Annotated in this window: 14 protein-coding genes and 2 pseudogenes; 7 read left to right on the plus strand and 9 right to left on the minus strand. The window is 60.2% G+C overall.

What is annotated here, in order from left to right:
• Nucleotides 1-7 precede the first annotated feature (7 nt).
• From JWR98_RS12005 to JWR98_RS12040, 8 genes and pseudogenes are all read right to left on the minus strand, one after another.
• On the minus strand, nucleotides 8-1,399 hold the full coding sequence (locus tag JWR98_RS12005; RefSeq protein ID WP_078733475.1) for a GntP family permease: 1,392 nt from the start codon (nucleotides 1,397-1,399) through the stop codon (nucleotides 8-10).
• Between the two features lie 283 nt (nucleotides 1,400-1,682).
• Entirely contained in the window at nucleotides 1,683-3,083 is a 1,401-nt protein-coding gene (locus JWR98_RS12010) for a sigma-54 interaction domain-containing protein (protein ID WP_078733474.1), read from the minus strand.
• Nucleotides 3,080-4,653 (minus strand): annotated as a pseudogene (locus JWR98_RS12015) (ABC transporter ATP-binding protein). The gene JWR98_RS12010 and the pseudogene JWR98_RS12015 overlap by 4 nt, the downstream one beginning before the upstream one ends.
• A gap of 10 nt (nucleotides 4,654-4,663) precedes the next feature.
• Nucleotides 4,664-5,686: an ABC transporter permease gene (locus JWR98_RS12020; protein WP_003174389.1), complete on the minus strand. Its 1,023-nt coding sequence runs from the start codon at nucleotides 5,684-5,686 to the stop codon at nucleotides 4,664-4,666.
• Nucleotides 5,686-6,747 carry a microcin C ABC transporter permease YejB gene (locus JWR98_RS12025; RefSeq protein ID WP_078733472.1) on the minus strand — a complete coding sequence of 354 codons (1,062 nt, stop codon included), beginning with the start codon at nucleotides 6,745-6,747 and terminating at the stop codon, nucleotides 5,686-5,688. Before JWR98_RS12025 ends, JWR98_RS12020 begins: the two co-directional genes overlap by 1 nt.
• Nucleotides 6,747-8,609 (minus strand): extracellular solute-binding protein, encoded by a 1,863-nt coding sequence (locus tag JWR98_RS12030; RefSeq protein ID WP_205490134.1) that lies wholly within the window; start codon nucleotides 8,607-8,609, stop codon nucleotides 6,747-6,749. The genes JWR98_RS12025 and JWR98_RS12030 overlap by 1 nt, the downstream gene beginning before the upstream one ends.
• 130 nt (nucleotides 8,610-8,739) lie before the next feature.
• Nucleotides 8,740-9,021 (minus strand): peptidylprolyl isomerase, encoded by a 282-nt coding sequence (locus JWR98_RS12035; protein WP_078733470.1) that lies wholly within the window; start codon nucleotides 9,019-9,021, stop codon nucleotides 8,740-8,742.
• A 100-nt stretch (nucleotides 9,022-9,121) separates the two neighbouring features.
• Entirely contained in the window at nucleotides 9,122-9,616 is a 495-nt protein-coding gene (locus tag JWR98_RS12040) for a DUF1543 domain-containing protein (protein WP_078733469.1), read from the minus strand.
• Nucleotides 9,617-9,722: 106 nt separating this feature from the next.
• Between JWR98_RS12040 and JWR98_RS12045 the strand changes: the two genes are divergently transcribed.
• Complete coding sequence (locus JWR98_RS12045) at nucleotides 9,723-10,544, plus strand: aldo/keto reductase (protein ID WP_078733468.1); 822 nt, start codon at nucleotides 9,723-9,725, stop codon at nucleotides 10,542-10,544.
• A gap of 51 nt (nucleotides 10,545-10,595) precedes the next feature.
• Here the strand turns inward: JWR98_RS12045 and JWR98_RS12050 are convergent, their stop codons facing one another.
• The gene (locus JWR98_RS12050; protein WP_003174383.1) at nucleotides 10,596-11,111 is read right to left on the minus strand and encodes an Hcp family type VI secretion system effector; all 516 of its coding nucleotides are present in this window, start codon (nucleotides 11,109-11,111) and stop codon (nucleotides 10,596-10,598) included.
• A gap of 566 nt (nucleotides 11,112-11,677) precedes the next feature.
• Between JWR98_RS12050 and tssA the strand changes: the two are divergent.
• From tssA to tssG, 6 genes and pseudogenes are all read left to right on the plus strand, one after another.
• Nucleotides 11,678-12,969 (plus strand): annotated as a pseudogene (gene tssA / locus JWR98_RS12055) (type VI secretion system protein TssA); the annotation flags it as partial.
• Between the two features lie 200 nt (nucleotides 12,970-13,169).
• Nucleotides 13,170-13,667 carry a type VI secretion system contractile sheath small subunit gene (tssB, locus tag JWR98_RS12060; RefSeq protein WP_078733466.1) on the plus strand — a complete coding sequence of 166 codons (498 nt, stop codon included), beginning with the start codon at nucleotides 13,170-13,172 and terminating at the stop codon, nucleotides 13,665-13,667.
• 26 nt (nucleotides 13,668-13,693) lie between these two features.
• Nucleotides 13,694-15,169, plus strand: coding sequence for a type VI secretion system contractile sheath large subunit (gene tssC, locus JWR98_RS12065; protein ID WP_078733465.1), 1,476 nt, complete (start codon nucleotides 13,694-13,696; stop codon nucleotides 15,167-15,169).
• Nucleotides 15,170-15,183: 14 nt separating this feature from the next.
• Nucleotides 15,184-15,585: a type VI secretion system baseplate subunit TssE gene (tssE, locus tag JWR98_RS12070; RefSeq protein ID WP_205490136.1), complete on the plus strand. Its 402-nt coding sequence runs from the start codon at nucleotides 15,184-15,186 to the stop codon at nucleotides 15,583-15,585.
• Nucleotides 15,575-17,362 carry a type VI secretion system baseplate subunit TssF gene (gene tssF / locus JWR98_RS12075; RefSeq protein WP_078733463.1) on the plus strand — a complete coding sequence of 596 codons (1,788 nt, stop codon included), beginning with the start codon at nucleotides 15,575-15,577 and terminating at the stop codon, nucleotides 17,360-17,362. Before tssE ends, tssF begins: the two co-directional genes overlap by 11 nt.
• A complete protein-coding gene (gene tssG, locus JWR98_RS12080) occupies nucleotides 17,326-18,333 on the plus strand; it encodes a type VI secretion system baseplate subunit TssG (RefSeq protein ID WP_205490137.1) in 1,008 nt (335 codons plus the stop codon). The genes tssF and tssG overlap by 37 nt, the downstream gene beginning before the upstream one ends.

Genomic DNA, 18,333 nt, shown 5'->3' on the forward strand with positions numbered 1-18,333 from the left:
ACAAACCTCACACAATGCCAGTGGCGTAGAAAGTACCGATCACCACGAACACCGCGAGGGTCTTGATGATCGTGATGCCGAAAATGTCCTTGTAGGCTTCGCGGTGGGTCAGCCCGGTGACCGCCAGCAACGTGATCACCGCGCCGTTGTGGGGCAGGGTGTCCATGCCGCCGCTGGCCATGGCCGCGACCCGGTGCAGCACTTCAAGGGGGATATTGGCCGCGTGGGCCGCCGCAATAAAGCTCTCGGACATGGCCGCCAGGGCGATGCTCATGCCGCCCGAAGCGGAACCGGTGATACCTGCCAGCAAGGTCACGGTAATCGCTTCGTTGACCAACGGGTTGGGAATGCCCTTGAGCCAGTCCGCCAGCACCAGAAAACCCGGCAGCGAGGCGATCACCGCGCCAAAGCCGTATTCCGAGGCGGTGTTCATCGCCGCCAGCAGCGCACCGCTGACGGCACTTTTACTGCCCTCGGCCAGCTTGCTTTTGATTGCCGAAAAACCGAACACCAACACCACGATAATCCCCACCAGCAACGCCGCCTGCACCGCCCAGATCGCGGTGAGCTTGGCGATGTCGGTGGTCACCGGGGTGCTCATGCCGGCCAGGCTGAGGCTGTGGGTCTTGCCGTACCACAGCGGGATCCAGTGAGTGAACAACAGGTTCATCACCCCCACCAGAAGCAGCGGCGACAGCGCGACCCACGGGTTGGGCAGGCTCAGGTTCTCGGCGGTTTCCGGCTCGTTGCGCAGCTCGGTGCCGTAACCTTCACCGGCGCGCTGCGCCTTGTTGCGCTGGCGCGACAGGTAGAGCATGCCGGCGCAGAACACGAAAATCGTGCCGATCAAGCCCAGCCATGGCGCCGCCCAGGCGGTGGTGTTGAAGAAGGTGCTGGGGATGATGTTCTGGATCTGCGGCGTGCCGGGCAGGGCATCCATGGTGAACGAAAACGCGCCGAGGGCGATGGTCGCCGGGATCAGGCGCTTGGGGATATTGCTCTGGCGGAACATCTCCGCCGCGAACGGGTACACCGCAAACACCACCACAAACAACGACACGCCGCCGTAGGTGAGCAGGGCGCAGACCAGCACGATCACCAGCATCGCCTGGCGCGTGCCAAGCAAGCGGATCGCGGCCGCGACGATCGAGCGCGAAAACCCCGACAGCTCGATCAATTTGCCGAACACCGCACCGAGCAGGAACACTGGGAAATACAGCTTGATGAAGCCGACCATTTTCTCCATGAACACCCCGGTAAAGGCAGGAGCGACAGCGGACGGGTCGGTGAGCAGCACAGCGCCGAGCGCGGCGATGGGGGCGAACAGGATAACGCTATAGCCACGGTAGGCAGCCAGCATCAGCAGCGCGAGCGCGGCCAGGGCAATGATCACACTCATGGTGTGTCTCCATCGGATTGTTATTGTTGTGGGATAAAGCTTTGGAAGCTAAAGCGAGATCTATGCCACTTATGCAACTTATTGAAATATAAGAGTATTTTTTGATTTTGTTTAAGCGATTTTTACGCTTGTCTCTTTTTTGAGACGTGCATAAATCAAATGTAGGAGGGGGCTTGCTCCCGATAGCGGTGGAACCAGTCAACTACTACAGCGACTGTCACACTGCTATCGGGAGCAAGCCCCCTCCCACAGGGTTTGTCTTTGTATGGAGAATGAAGTCTCTTTATTGAGATTCGCTGATACCCAATGCAACCATTTTTTTGTAAAGGGTCGATCTTCCAAGCCCCAATCGCCTGGCAGCCTCCACCACATTCCCCTCACAGTCCCTGAGCGTCGCGCCAATGATCTGCCGATCAAACCGCTCCCGCGCCGCACCGAAGGTTTCACCCGCGATCGCCATCACTTCACTGCGCTCAACCGGGGTAAATGTGCCAATCGCAGCGCGAATCTGCGCGGCATCCAGCACCAGGTCATCGGTCAACAACGCCGCCCGCTCCAACACATTGCGCAACTCACGAATATTCCCCGGCCAGGCATGTTGCGCCAACAGCGCCAGGGCCTCGCGGTCCAGTTCATGCCGGCTGCGCAGTTCTTCCAGGATCGCCTCGCTCAACGCCGGAATATCCTCCAGCCGCTCCCGCAGCGGCGGCACCTGAATCGGCAGCACGTTGAGCCGGTAATACAGATCCGCGCGAAACTCGCCGCGCTTGATTGCTGCCTCCAGGTCCATGGACGTGGCCGCGATCACCCGCACATCGCTGTGCAGCATTTCGTTGGAACCGACCGGTTCGAATTCCTTTTCCTGCAACACCCGCAGCAGTTTGCTTTGCAGGGCGAGGGGCATATCGCCGATTTCATCGAGGAACAGTGTGCCGCCCTGAGCGATCTGGAACTTGCCGGGGCGGCCCTTGCGGTCGGCGCCGGTAAACGCACCGGGCGCCGTGCCGAAGAACTCGGCTTCCAGCAGGTCTGCCGGGATGGCGGCGCTGTTGATACTGACAAACGCCTTGTGCGCCCGCGTGGAGGCGCCGTGGATGGCCTGGGCGAGCAGCTCCTTGCCGGTGCCGGTTTCCCCCAGCAGCAAGACCGGCGATTCGGCACTCGCACTGCGTCGCGCCCGGCGTTTGACTTCCAGGCTGGCGGCGCTGGTGCCGATAAAGTGCGCGAAGTTGTACTTGCTCTGGCGTGAACGCAGCAGCGAGCGGGTCGAAGCCAGTTCCTGCTGCATGCTCAGGTAGCGTTCGATCAATGGCGACAGGTTGCGCAGTTCGTCGAACAGCGCAAAACCAATCGCCCCGATCACCCCGCCGGCATCGTCGTGGATCGGCAGGCGCATCACCACCAACGGGCCTTTGGGCGTGTCCTGGATATCCAGCAAAATCGGCCGGTCGTTGCGCACCACCTGGCGCAACAGGCTGTTGGAGATCACCTGTTCGCACGGTTGGCCGATGGCCTCTTCGGCGCTTTTGAGGCCGAAGCGCTTTGCGTAGCGCTCGTTCATCCACACGATATTCGCGTCACGGTCGACGATCACCGTGCCTTCGCTGGACTGCTCGATGATCTCGAACAGCGACTGGATGGCCAGGCCCCGAACGTGTTGGTAGTCCGTCAGGCGGGTGTTCATGTCGACAGTCCACACGCAGCGGCCAGCAACTCCTGGGTGTATGGATGCTGCGGCGATTCAAAGACGTCATGGCTCGCGCCGCGCTCCACTACCTTGCCATCCTTGATCACGATCATGTCGTGTGCCATGGCTCGCACCACCGCCAGATCATGGCTGATGAACAGGTAGGTCAGGCCGTACTTTTCCTGCAACTCACGCAGCAACGCCACCACTTGTTTCTGCACGGTCCGGTCGAGGGCGGAGGTGGGTTCGTCCAGTAGCATCAGCGCCGGCTTGAGCACCAGCGCGCGAGCGATGGCGATGCGCTGGCGCTGGCCTCCGGAAAATTCATGGGGGTAGCGATGGCGGCTGGCAGGGTCCAGACCCACATCCTTGAGCACCTGGATCACCTGGGCGTCGCGGTCGGCCAGGCTGCACGGCGCATGCACTTCCAGGCCTTCGCTGATGATCTGCTGCACCGACATGCGCGGGCTGAGGCTGCATAAGGGTCCTGGAACACCACCTGCATCTGCTTGCGCCACGGACGCATCTGTTGGTGGTTGAGCGGGTCGAGGGCTTCACCCTGGAAGCGGATGCTGCCGGTGGAGTCGAGTAAACGCAGGATCGCCTGGCCGAGGGTGGACTTGCCTGAGCCGGACTCGCCGACAATCCCTAGGGTCTTGCCGCGCTGCACGCTGAGGCTGATGCCGTCCACAGCGTGCAAATAAGTCTTGCGCCGAAACAGTCCGCCGCCGAGTGGGAATTGGACGCTCAGGTCGTTCACTTCCAGTACCGTCTCGCGCGGGTCACTGCACAACACATCGCCGGAAGGTTCGGCGTCCAGCAACAGGCGGCTGTAGGGGTGTTGCGGCGCGGTGAACAAGGTTTCGCACTCGGCCTGCTCGACGATTTCGCCGGCGCGCATCACGCACACGCGCTGGGCAATGCTGCGCACCAGGTTGAGGTCATGGCTGATCAGCAGCAGCGACATGCCCAGGCGTTGTTGCAGCGACTTGAGCAGCAGCAGGATCTTGCGCTGCACGGTCACATCCAGCGCGGTGGTGGGCTCGTCGGCGATCAGCAGTTCCGGTTCGCAGGCCAGGGCCATGGCGATCATCACCCGCTGGCGTTGGCCGCCGGACAGTTGGTGCGGATAGGCCTTGAGGCGTTCCTGGGGTTTCTGGATACCCACCAGTTCAAGCAGTTCGAGGATACGCGCCTGCGCCGCCTTGCCGCCCAGGCCTTTGTGCAGCAGCAGGGTTTCGCCGATCTGTTTTTCGATGCTGTGCAGCGGGTTGAGGGAGGTCATCGGCTCCTGGAAGATCATCGCAATACGGTTGCCGCGCAGCTTTTGCAGCGTGGCGGTGGATGCGCCGATCAACGCCTGGCCGCGATACGTGATGGAACCGGTGGTTTCGGTGCCGGCCTCGGGCAGCAGTTGCAGGATCGAATGGGCGGTCACCGATTTGCCCGAACCCGATTCGCCCACCAGCGCCAGGCATTCGCCGGGGCGCACGTCCAGGCACAGGTTGCGCACCACGGTCTGGCCGCTGAAAGCGACATTGAGGTCACGTATTTCGATCAGGTTCATAGGGATTCGCTCATGAACGTGGGTCGAAGGCGTCACGCAACGCCTCGCCGATAAAGACCAGCAGCGACAGGATCAGCGCCAGGGTGAAAAACGCCGTCAAACCCAGCCACGGCGCTTGCAGGTTCTGCTTGCCCTGGGCGATCAACTCGCCCAGCGAGGCGCTGCCGGCGGGCATGCCGAAGCCGAGGAAATCCAGGGCGCTGAGGGTGGAAATCGCCCCGGTCAGGATAAACGGCAGATAGCTCAACGTGGCGGTCATCGCATTGGGCAGGATATGCCGGCGGATGATCTTGCCATCGCCCAGGCCCAGCGCGCGGGCGGCCTTGACGTATTCCAGGTTGCGCCCGCGCAGGAACTCGGCGCGTACCACGTCCACCAGCGCCAGCCAGGAAAACAACGCCATGATCCCCAGCAACCACCAGAAATTCGGCTCGACGAACCCTGAGAGGATGATCAGCAGGTACAGCACCGGCAGGCCGGACCAGACCTCCAGGACACGCTGGCCGATCAAGTCGACCCAGCCGCCGTAGTAACCCTGCAAGGCGCCGGCGGCAATGCCGATGGCGGCGCTGATCGCAGTGAGTGCCAGGGCAAACAGGATCGACACCCGCGCGCCGAAGATCACCCGCGCCAGCACATCGCGCGACTGGTCATCGGTGCCCAGCCAGTTCACCGCCGAGGGTGGGCTGGGGGCAGGGCGGGTCAGTTCGTAGTTGGGCGTGTCGTCACTGAACGGGATCGGTGGGAACAGCATCCAGCCGCCGTCCTGCTTGATCAGCTTTTGCACGTAGTCGCTGCGGTAGTCCGCCTGGAATGGCAATTGCCCGCCAAACTGCTGCTCGGTGTAGCGCTTGAACACCGGGAAATACAGCTCGTTTTTGTAGCTGAGCACCAACGGTTTGTCGTTGGCGATCAACTCGCCGCCGAGGGTCAGGATAAACAGGCCGATAAACAGCCACAGCGACCACCAGCCCCGACGGTTTTTCTTGAACCGCTCGAAACGCCGACGGGCCACGGGAGACAGGTTAAGCATCAGGCGTTCCTCGCGACGAAGTCGATACGCGGGTCCACCAGGGTGTAGCAGAGGTCACCGATCAGTTTTATCAAGAGGCCGAACAGGGTGAAGATAAACAGCGAACCAAACACCACCGGGTAGTCCCGCGACACGGCGGCTTCGTAGCTCATGCGGCCCAGGCCGTCGAGGGAGAAGATCACTTCAATGAGCAAAGAGCCGGCAAAGAACACGCTGATAAACGCCTGTGGAATCCCGGAGATCACCAGCAACATGGCGTTGCGGAACACATGGCCATACAACACCCGTCGTTCGCTCAAGCCTTTGGCGCGCGCGGTGACCACGTACTGGCGGGTGATTTCATTGAGAAAGGAGTTCTTGGTGAGAATGGTCAAGGTGGCGAAGCCGCCGATCACCAATGAGGTCACCGGCAGCACTAGGTGCCAGAAGTAGTCGGCAATCTTGCCCACGGTACTCAGTTCCTCGAAATTTTCCGAGACCAGGCCGCGCACCGGGAACCAGTTCAGCGAAGTGCCGCCGGCGAACACCACGATCAGGAACATCGCAAACAGGAAGGCGGGCATTGCATAGCCGACCACGATGGCGGTGCTGCTCCACACATCAAAGCTGCTGCCGTGGCGCACTGCCTTGCGAATGCCCAGGGGAATCGATACCAAATAGGTGATCAGAGTGGCCCACAGGCCCAGGGAAATAGTGACGGGCATCTTTTCCAGGATCAGGTCGATCACGGTCTTGCCACGAAAAAAACTGTTGCCGAAGTCCAGTTGGGCGTAGCTCTTGAGCATCAGCCACAGGCGTTCCGGCGCGGGTTTGTCGAAACCGTATTGTTTTTCGATGTCCTTGATCAGCTTCGGGTCCAGGCCACGGCTGGCGCGAGAACCGCTGCCGATGCCTTCGCCGGAGGAGCCGCCGACGCCACCGCCGCCAATCCCTTGCAGATGGGCGATGGCCTGCTCCACCGGGCCGCCGGGAGCGGCCTGCACGATCACGAAGTTCACCAGCAGGATGATCACCAGGGTCGGGATGATCAGCAGCAGGCGCCGCACGATATAGGCAAACATCAGCGGGCCCCTCCGCGTTTTTTCAGTTCGGCGTTCATCTGCTCATTGGTCAGCGGCGTGGGGCTGATCTCCCACCAGGTTTCCAGGGCTTCATCGTTTTTGGCCTCGATGGCCGGGCGACCGAAACGGTTCCACCACGCAGCGGAGGTGCCGGGCGGGTAGTAATTGGGGATCCACAGGTAATTCCATTGCAGCACGCGGTCCAGGGCATGGGCATAGGTGAGCATCTGCGCCTGGGTGTCGGCTTTGACCAGGCCCTTGATCAAGCTGTCGACGGCCGGGTCCTTGAGCACCATGTAGTTGTTGGCACCCGGATCGAAGGCTGCGCTTGAACCAAAATAGTTGTACAGCTCCATACCTGGCGAGGTGGTGACCGGAAAACCGGTGACGATCATGTCGTAGTCCCGCGTCATCAAACGGTTGACGTACTGGGAAGAATCGATACGGCGGATGTTCAGGGTGATGCCGATCTGCGCCAGGTTGCGCTTGTATGGCAGCAACAGTCGCTCAAGGCCGGCCTGGGCGTTGAGAAAGGTGAACTCCAGTGGTTCGCCCTCGGCATTGACCAACTTGTCACCGTCCGGTTTCCAGCCGGCGTCTTCCAGCAGCGCCAGGGCTTGCAATTGTTTGTCGCGGATCATGCCGCTGCCATCGGTGACCGGCGCCTTGAACACCTGGGTGAAGACTTCCTCGGGCACTTGCCCGCGCAGCGGTTCGAGAATCGCCAGTTCTTCCTTGGTTGGCAGTTGGCTGGCCGCCAACGGGCTGTTGGAGAAGAAGCTCTGCTGGCGGATGTACATATTGCGCATCATCTGCCGGTTGGCCCATTCGAAGTCCCACAACATTGCCAGAGCCTGGCGTACGCGGCGGTCCTTGAACATCGGCTTCTGCACGTTGAACACATAGCCCTGGGCCGGTTGTGGCATTTGCTTGGCCAAGTGCGCACGTTGCAGGCGGCCGTCGTCGAGGGCCGGTCCGTTGTAGCCGATGGAGTAGCCGGTGGCGGAGAATTCACGGTTGAAATCGTAGGCGCCACCACGCAGTACCTGGCGCGCCACTTCGGTGTCGCCGAAATACTCCAGGCTCAGGTGATCGAAGTTGTACAGGCCACGGCTCACCGGCAGGTCCTTGCCCCACCAGTCCGGGTCGCGGGTAAAGGTGATGGTGCTGCCGGAGTCAATCTTGCTGATCTTGTACGGGCCGCTGCCTAGCGGCGCCTCGTAGCCGCCGCCGTTGGCGAAGTCGCGGGTTTTCCACCAGTGCTCGGGGAACACCGGCAGGGTGGCGATATCCAGGGGCAGGGTGCGGTTTTCGTTGCTGGAAAAATCGAAGCGCACCTGGCGCTCACCTTCCACCTCGACGTGTTTTACGTCGGCAAACAGTGTGCGAAAGCGCAGGCTGCCTTGAGTCATCAACAAATCGAAGCTGTAGCGTACGTCTTCGGCGGTAATCGGCTTGCCGTCGGCGAAACGCGCCTTGGGGTTCAGGTAGAAGCGCAGCGACAGGCCGTCATCGGCGCGTTCCATCTTCTCGGCGACCAGGCCATAGACCGTATAGGGCTCATCCAGGGAGCGCTGGGCCAGGGGCGCGTACAGCCAGCCGTCGACCTGGGTCACGCCGATGCCTTTGTCGATATAGGGCAATACATGGTCGAAGCGGCCGATTTCGATCGCCGAACGCTTCAGGCTGCCGCCCTTGGGGGCGTTGGGGTTGGCGTAGTCGAAATGGCTGAAGCCGGCGGGGTACTTGGCGGGTTCGCCATAAACCGTGAGGTAGGGTTGCGGGGCTGCGATCACAGCGGTGCTGGCCAACAGAATAGCCAATGCAGCACTGAGCAGGGGTGTGGAAAAAGCCAATCGCATTGTCAGCCTTGAATGCCGGGTGAAGAAGGATAGGGATTTGTACGCTAACGGCCGCAGCGTCGCCAGTCATCACATGCACAACGGCCCACCAAAAGGCGGGCGTCGTTTCTCGCATCAGTGCACGTCGGGATCAGTCCTGACGGCTGGTGACTTCCAACAGGTGGTAGCCGAACTGAGTCTTGACCGGACCTTGCACGGTATTGACCGGGGCGCTGAATACGACAGTGTCGAACTCCTTGACCATCTGGCCTGGACCGAACGAACCCAGGTCGCCGCCCTGACGGCTCGATGGGCAGCTGGAATTGGTTTTGGCAACTTCTGCGAAATCAGCGCCGCCTTCGATTTGGGTCTTCAGTTCGTTGCACTTGGCTTCAGTGGAAACGAGGATGTGACGGGCGGTGGCTTTGGCCATGATGAGTAACTCCTTGAATGAAAAGGGTGAGCGTACCGGATTCAGGCGGTTATTTCCTGGCAAAGTTCCCACGGATTGCCTGAGTGGCGCACCTGGCGACTCAACCCAGGACGATATAGTCGTTGCGCTGCAGGATCGGGCGGTGCGGGCCTGGCACCAGGTGCACATAACGACCGTCCACCAGGTCGATGGGCAGGCAGTCGTCGACGTCCATCACCGCGTCCGTATGCGCCTGGGACCAATGCCGCAGCATCTGTTGCTTGCCCTTGCTTTTGGCTTCCTGTTTGTTGCGGGCGACCACCAGTGAATAGTGGTGCGCTTCGCCAAAACTATTGGCTTCATAACCACCGAGGTTGATGAAGTACAGGTGATGCGCATCTGCCTGTGGCGCCAGGTGGCTGAGTTCGACTCTCCAGCCGTCCACGCCGTCGACCGCCATCCACGAATCGATGTGCACGCCCTTGGGGCTGCCGAACCACGCATCGCGCAGTTGCGCATAGGTGGCTTCCAGCGTGTCCGCGGCGGTGAACACCACATCATGGACTTCGATCCTGGCCCTTGGGTGCTTGCCCCCGAGCATCACGACAAACAGCATTGCAGGTCCTTCCTGGCGACTTGGCGGACGCAACCATACTTCGGTTGAACCCTTTTGTCCGGTCAATGCCACACTGTTTAATCCGTGAACTCATCAGGAGGTTGTCATGCGTACCATCGATCTGGCGGGCGTTCCCGTTCCTGTCATCGGCCAGGGCACCTGGCGCATGGGCGAAGACTCGGGCCGGCGCCGGGAGGAAGTCGCTGCGTTGCAACTGGGAATCGACGAAGGCATGACCCTGATCGATACCGCCGAAATGTACGGCGAGGGTGGCGCTGAAGAGGTCGTCGGTGAAGCCATTCGTGGCAAGCGTGACCAGGTGTTCCTGGTGAGCAAGGTGTATCCGCACAATGCCAGCCACAAGGGCGTTCCGCGTGCCTGCGACGCCAGCTTGCGGCGCCTGGGGACCGAGCATATCGATTTGTACCTGCTGCATTGGCGGGGCCAATACCCCCTTGAAGAAACCGTCGAAGCCTTCGAACGCCTGCGCGAGGCCGGCAAGATCGGCCGTTGGGGCGTCTCCAATTTTGACGTGGCCGACCTGCAGGAACTCGCATCTGCGGCCTGCGCCACTAACCAGGTGCTCTACAACATCGAGGAGCGCGGCATCGAATTCGACCTGTTGCCCTGGTGGCAACAGCACCATTTGCCGTTGATGGCGTACTGTCCGATCGCCCAGGGTGGTCAACTGCTTTCCAGCCCGACGCTCAAGCAGATTGCCCAGCGCCACGGGGTTACACCTGCCCAGGTTTCCCTGGCCTGGGTGCTGCGCCAGGACGGGGTGATCGCCATTCCCAAGGCCGTAACGCCTGCGCACGTGCGTCTTAACGCCGCCGCCGCCAACCTGAAACTCGACGAACACGACCTGGACGCCATCGACCGGGTGTTCGGTGCGCCCAAACGCAAGCATCCCCTGGCAATGGTGTAGCGGCTCGACACAAACGCTGCCGTCCCTGGCAGCCGTTTGTGGGGGGGCGGCTTAACCGGCTATCGGGCTGCGCCAGTCATCCGAACCTGAGGTGCCGGACACTTCATGGGTCCACACAATCTTGCGATAGGTGAAGTACACATCCTCCAGGTGGGTGAAGTGGGCGTTGTCCGGGTCCTGGCAGTTGGGCATGCGTGACTGGATATCCACCAGGGTCGCGCCCTCCAGTTCAATGGTGAAGTAATGCTCCTGGGTGCCGGCCGAAGAGGTGCGGAACCATTCCAACCTGCACTTGACCTCTTCGCCGCTGGTCAATGCGCTGAACAGCAACGGTGAGGATTTATCGAAGACCTTGCTGATCATCAACGGCTTGTGAACCCTCTGGCCCGTTGGCTGACCCGACTGCGGGTCACGAGGAATGATGACCTGATGGGAAAAAGCCTGGACCAGAATCTGATCCTCGTGGCCTTCCTGATAAATGTTGCCTACCGAGTCCTGAGTGAACGTGCCTGCCGTAATCAAACCTTGTTTGACACCGGTGATGGAGAGATACGCGGGTGTTGGCATGACGGGTTTCCTTGCCTGATTGAAGAGGTAGTGCCCACCGACCACTGTGCCGGCTGGGCTGAATGCCTATAACAAAAAGCATGCCGGAAAGTGCGAGCGCCAATGAATACGGCAGGTGGCGTTGGAGTGCGCTGTTAGTTTGATAAGTTTGGATGTTTTTTTTAGCGGGATAGCCGGGTTGTATTTGCGCATAAGTGTGCATTTGGTTGCTCAAGGTTATTGCCCGTTAAATCAATGGTTCTCACCTGGTGTTCTGGCTTAGTGTAGGATTTTTACTGTGCAAAATGCTGCGCAGGCAGCGTATTTTCTGGAGTGTAGGAAAGTTCTTAAGTGTCGCTGTGTTGCTTGCCGAATGGTGTGAGGGTGGCTAAGGTTTGCGAACTTCGTGATGCAGTTACTGAAGTTTATATGACGCCATGTTGCGCGGTTTAAAGCGCAATGAAGGTGTCGCTCATGCCTTGATTAGTTGCGTGTGTTGCCAAATGGATTATTCGGAAAAACTCAGCGCTTATTACCTTGAACTTGCAAGGCAGCCGTGTTTGCAAAATGGTTTTTCGGGCAGTGATATGCGCTTTTCAAATGAGTACGAGGCGCTGGAGTCCGAAATGGGCAAGATGCAATCCATTCATTGCGGCCAGCCGGATTGGCAAAAGGTTCTGGAGGTCAGCGAATCTGTGTTGCGCGAGCATTCCAAGGATGTGCGCGTGGCCGTCTGGCTGACCTGGGCGCTGCATCAGCGCGAGTCTTTCCCCGGTTTGCTGGCGGGCCTCGGCGTGCTGTGCCACCTGTGCGAGCATCACTGGCCGGCGGTTTACCCGCAAAAGTTGCGTACGCGTGGCGCAGCCTTTGGCTGGTTGGTCTTGCGCCTGGAAGCGTTGCCCGAACAAAGCCTGTCGACTCCGGACCAGCGGCCTCTGCTACGTGCCCTGCGTGAGCATCTGGCGTGGCTCGATAGGCTTTGGACCGAGTACCTGGGGGATGACGCGCCGCGGTTGCTGCCGATTCGCCGGCAATTGGACCAGCGATCCGAGCGTATCGACTTGGCGAACGCCGCGGCCATGGGGGTGACGGGTGTCATCGCCCAGGTCAAACAGGCTGCGACACAGTTGCTGAAACCGGAGCCGGCGATCGATAACGAAAAAGAGGCCCACCGATTACTGCGCACCTTGCAGGAACAGGCACGCCCTTTGTGCAACTGGTGGTTGCGCCAGAATGCCACCGACCTGCGGGCCTTACGCTTGAACCGGACACTGGCATGGCTGGTTCTGGTCAATTATCCGGATGCCGACAGTGAGCGGGTCACCGCATTGCGCGGCCCAGCGCCCGACAAGCTCAAGCGTTATCAAGAGCGTTTCGCCCAGGGGCATTTTGCCGACTTGATGCTGGAACTCGAAGCCAGCGTCTCAACGGCGATGTTCTGGCTGGACGGCGTTCGTATGGTCTGGCAATGCCTGGAGGCGTTGCAGGCTGACCTGGCCATGACGGAGTTGGAAGTGAGCTTCGCCCTGCTGTTGCAGCGTCTGCCGAATCTGCCTGAGTTTCGCTTTCACGACGGTGCGCCGTTTGCCGACGCCACGACGCGCGACTGGATTGCACAGCACGTTTCCCATCATCTGCAAAAAACCGAGATACCCGGCGTGGCGGCCGCTACCGAACCCTGGGAACTCGCCTTGCAGGACCTGATGCCCAGGCTACGCAAAGACGGACTCAAGCCCGCCATCCATGAACTCAACCAAGGCCTGCATGCGGCCCGCAGCGAGCGCGCCCGCTTCCATTGGCGGCTGGCCCAGGCGCGTGTGTGTGTCCAGGCCGGCAAGCACGAGTTGGCAAAAATCAGCTCGAACATCTGGACCATGAGTTGCAGCGCACGGGCCTGGAACGCTGGGAGCCCGAGCTGGCGCTTCAAGTAACGCGGCTTCTGCACCGCTGCTGCGACCTGTTACCCCAGGATCACGCCGTGCGTGAGCGCAAGGAAGACACCCACCGCAGGCTGTGCCTCTTCGATCTTGAAGCGGTACTTGAATAGGCTTTCGAGCCACTCGAACAAGGAGAAATACCATGGCCAAAGAAGGTTCGGTAGCACCCAAGGAACGCATCAATCTCACTTTCAAACCCGCTATCGGCGATGCCCGGGAAGACGTTGAACTGCCGTTGAAACTGCTGGTGCTGGGGGATTTCATCCAACGCGAGGACCCACGCAAGCTTGAAGACCGTAAGCCCATTGGCATCGACAAAAACACCCTCGATGAAGTGCTGGCCAAGCAGGCGTTGAGCCTCACCCTGAATGTGCCCAACCGTCTGCAGGAATGCGCCGACGTCGAGGAGTTGGGCATTCAGGTTCACATCAATTCGATGAAGGATTTCAACCCGGCACAGCTGGTCGAGCAGATTCCCGAGCTGCAAAAGTTGATGGCGTTGCGTGAGGCGCTGATGGCGCTCAAGGGGCCTCTGGGCAATACGCCGAGCTTTCGCAAGGCCATCGAACAGGCCCTGGCCGACGACGAATCCCGCGCCCGGGTATTGGCCGAGCTCGGGCTGAGCAGCCAAACCGCCTGACATTTTCAGTAAAAGGACACTGACCCATGACCCTGCAACACACCCCCATACCTGTCCAGGCTGCAGACGAATACAGCATCCTCGACAACATCATCGCCCAGACGTTACTGAGTGCGGACGACGAGGCTTATGGCATTGCCAAGCGCGGCGTCTCGGCATTTATCGAAGAACTGATCAAGCCGCATAACAGCGGGGAACCGGTCAAGAAACGCCTGGTTGACCGAATGATTGCCGAGATTGACGAAAAGCTCAGCCGGCAAATCGACGAGATTTTGCATCACCCGGACTTCCAGGCCCTTGAGTCCGCCTGGAAGGGGTTGCAGTTGTTGATCGACCGCACCAACTTTCGGGAAAACATCAAGATCGAACTGCTCAACGTCTCTCGACAAGATTTGCTCGATGACTTCGAAGACTCGCCCGAGGTGACTCAGTCCGGGCTCTACAAGCATGTCTACAGTGCCGAGTACGGTCAGTTCGGTGGCCAGCCGGTGGGCGCGATCATCGCCAACTATTTTCTTTCCCCCAGCGCACCCGATGTGAAGCTGATGCAATACGCTTCCAGCGTGGCCTGCATGGCTCACGCGCCGTTTATCGCCGCAGCCGGGCCGGCATTCTTCGGGCTGGAAAGCTTCACCGGCCTGCCTGACCTCAAGGATCTGCGAGATCATTTCGAGGGACCGCAGTTTGCCAAATGGCAGAGCTTTCGCCAGAGCGAAGACGCGCGCTACATCGGGCTGACCGTACCGCGCTTTTTGCTGCGCACGCCCTATGATCCCCTTGAATGTCCGGTCAAGACCTTTGCCTACCGGGAAAACGTGGTCAACAGCCACGAGCATTACCTGTGGGGCAATACCGCCTACGCCTTTGCCACGCGCTTGACCGACAGCTTTGCGCGGTTTCGCTGGTGCCCGAATATCATTGGCCCCCAAAGCGGCGGTGCCGTGGAAGACTTGCCCCTGCATCACTTCCACAGCATGGGCGAAATCGAAACCAAGATTCCCACCGAGGTTCTGGTTTCCGACCGGCGCGAATACGAACTGGCGCAAGAGGGCTTCATTGCCTTGACCATGCGCAAGGGCAGTGACAATGCCGCGTTTTTCTCCGCCAGCTCCGTGCAGAAACCCAAGCATTTCGGTATCAGTGCCGAGGGCAGGGAGGCCGAGCTCAATTATCGCCTTGGCACCCAGTTGCCCTACATGATGGTGGTCAACCGCCTCGCACATTACCTCAAGGTGCTGCAACGCGAGCAACTGGGCTCATGGAAGGAACGTACCGACCTGGAGCTGGAACTCAACAAGTGGATTCGCCAGTACGTCGCAGACCAGGAAAACCCCAGTGCCGAAGTGCGCGGTCGGCGGCCGCTGCGTGCGGCGCGCATCCTCGTCAGCGAGGTTGAGGGCGAGCCGGGCTGGTATCGCGTCAATCTGAGTGTACGGCCGCATTTCAAGTACATGGGGGCGGACTTCACCCTGTCCCTGGTCGGCAAGCTCGATAAAGAATGAACGGGGGCTTGCGGATGACCCGCTACCAAAGCCTTTTCGAGCGGCTCGAAGGCCCGGCAAAAACCTCCGCGTGTGGCGCGACGTCTGTGGCGGCTCATCTGGGAAAAATGCTCAGCATCCGTGCAGGCAGCGTGCAGACGCTGCCCGACTACGGCTTGCCCGATCTCAATGACATGAACCGCAGCCTGCACGAATCATTGAGCCAGTCGCGGCTGCTGATCGAGCGCTTTATCCGCGCGTACGAACCGCGATTGAAGCACGTTCGGGTGAGGGCATTGCCCCGTGTCCACGATGCCCTGGCCCTCGCGTTTGCCATCGAGGCCACCTTGTGCATCGACGGTGTCACGCAGCCTGTGCTGTTCACTGCGCGCCTGCGTGACGCGGGGCAGGTCGAGGTCTTGCCGGATGTCTCTTAACCCTTACTACCAACGTGAACTCAGCGCGTTGCGACAGCTCGGGCGACGCTTTTCCGAGCGTAATCCAGCGCTCGCGCCGTTTCTTGCGCAAGCCGGCCAGGATCCGGATGTGGAGCGCTTGCTCGAAGGCTTTGCCTTTCTCACCGGTCGCCTGCGTCAGAAGCTGGACGATGAGTTGCCCGAACTGACTCACGCCTTGATGCATTTGCTGTGGCCCAATTATATGCGGCCGATGCCGGCGTTCAGCATCCTGCAGTTTGATTCGTTGAAACACGCAGGTCGCGGCGTCATGGTCGCACGGGACACGCCCATCGAAAGCGCGGCAGTCAATGGTGAGCGCTGCCGCTTTCGAACCTGTTACGCCACACAGGTCTTGCCGCTGCAACTGAGTGCATTGGAATACGCCGTCCAGGGCGAACGCGCGCTGTTGAGTCTGCGTCTGGAAATGAGTGCCGAGGGCAACTTCAGTGAGTGCGCGTTCGATCAATTGCGCCTGCACCTGGCGGGTGATCGCTACATCAGCCAGGGGCTGTACCTGAGCCTGTTGCGCCAACTGGAAGGCATCGTGCTGCTGCCGTTCGACCGCAACGGGCGTGCGGTCAATGATGCGCACGGCCAGACTCTGGCGCTGCGGCTTGGCGCCGACCAGGTGCAGCCGGTGGGGTTTGCCGAGGATCAGGCACTGATTCCCTACCCGCGTAATACCTTTGGTGGGTATCGCCATCTGCAAGAGTACTTTGCCTTCGCGGACAAATACCTGTTTGTCGATGTGCTGGGTCTGGACGTTCTGCAGCGACTGCATCATGAGGTGCTCGGGCAGGTCTGCGGCATGACCTTGTGCTTCGAGCTGCGCACCCCGTGCCAGGACGCCCAGCGCCCGACGTTGGATAACGTGAAGTTGCACTGCACGCCCATCGTCAATCTGTTCAAGCACGATGCGGTGCCGATTCGCCTGGATGGCAAGCAGGATGAATACCTGCTGATTCCGAATGAGTACTCACGGGGAAACGCTTGTGTATTTTCCGTAGACGAGGTTACAGGTTGGCGTCCTGGCGGCCTGGGGCATCAGGTGTACGTGCCGTTTGAATCCTTTGAGCATGACCGTGGTGACGGCGGATCGGCAGGCGCCTCCAGCTACAGCATTCGCCAGCGCACCTCGGCCCATCACGAAGGCCTCGACACCTGGCTGGCCTTTGATGGTGGTCAGGGCCATGGCCAGGAAACGCTGTCGATCGAGCTGACGTGCACGAACCACAACCTGCCTCGGCAACTCCAGGCGGGCGATATCAACCAGCCGTGCGAACACACGCCCCAGGGCTTGTCGTTTCGCAATATCTGCGCGCCGACCGCTAGTTTTGCGCCACCCCTGGATCAGGATTTTCTCTGGCGGCTTATAAGCAACATGTCGCTCAACTACCTGTCGCTGAGCGATATCAACGCGCTGAAGCTGATTCTCGAAACCTACGATCTGCCGCGTTATCACGACCGGCAGGCGCGGAAGGTCAGCCAAAGAAAGCTCGGTGCACTGCAATCGATCAGTCATACAGCCGTCGACCGCCTGCACCGTGGCATGCCCTTTCGAGGCGTGCGGATCGACCTGGCCATCGATGCCCAGGGCTTCCTGGGCCAGGGCGAAGTGTTTGTGTTCGCGTCGGTACTCAATGAGTTCTTTGCGCTGTACGCCAGCCTGAATGCCTACCACGAACTACAAGTCATCAGCACACAAGGAAACGTGTACCTATGGCCACCCCGTATGGGCCTGCAACCCCTGCTTTGACCGACCTGTCTCGCGTCATCCGCGAGTACTCGCTGTTCCAAGCGATTTTGCAAGTGATCGAACGCCTGCGCGATGCCCATCCGTTGCTGGATGACAACGCGCTGTATGACCGGTTGGAGTTTCAAGCCAATCCGGGCCTTGGGTTTCCCGGCCACGACATCGATCGACTGGAGTTTTTTATCGAGCACGGCCAATTGCGTGCTCGCCTGCGCCTGAACGTGCTGGGCCTGTGCGGTGCGGCCTCGCCATTGCCGGCCTTTTATGGCGAGCAGGCGTTTGCCGATGGTGCGCATGGGAACGCGACCCGGGATTTCCTGGACCTGTTTCATCATCGCCTGCAGCGATTGATGTTGCCAATCTGGCGCAAATACCGCTACCGGGCGTGTTTTCAGGCCGGGGCGCGAGATGCGTTTTCCGAGCAGATGTTTGCCCTGATCGGTTTGCGCGGGAAGAAGATCCGTGGTGCTGCGCAATTGGACTGTAAACGGCTATTGCCCTATTTGGGATTGCTTGGCCTGCGGGCGCATTCGGCAGCCTTGATCGAGACCGTGCTGCGGTACTACTTCAAACATAACCGCTTGTTTATCGAGCAATGGGTCGAGCGTTCGGTGGTCATCGCCGACTCACAGCGAAACCGGTTGGGGGAGGCCAATAGCGCGCTGGGCCAGGACCAGGTGTTGGGAAGCCGCGTTGCCGACTGCGGCGGCAAATTCAGGGTGCATCTGGAGGGCCTGGACTGGCAGCGCTTTCACGATTTTTTGCCCACCGGCCCCGACTACCCGCTGCTGTGTTCGTTGGTGCGGCTGACGGTGCGGGACCCCCTGGAATATGACTTGCGGTTGGTCTTGGCCAAAGAGCACGTGCGGCCGCTGCACCTGGGTGAACACAACATCTGCCGACTGGGCTGGACCAGTTGGCTGGCACACGAATGCGCCGACGGCGTGGTCATCGTGGCCGGCGATACGCATTAG

Origin of the sequence: Pseudomonas lactucae (assembly GCF_016937615.1) — a bacterium.
GTDB classification, from domain to species: Bacteria; Pseudomonadota; Gammaproteobacteria; order Pseudomonadales; family Pseudomonadaceae; genus Aquipseudomonas; species Aquipseudomonas lactucae.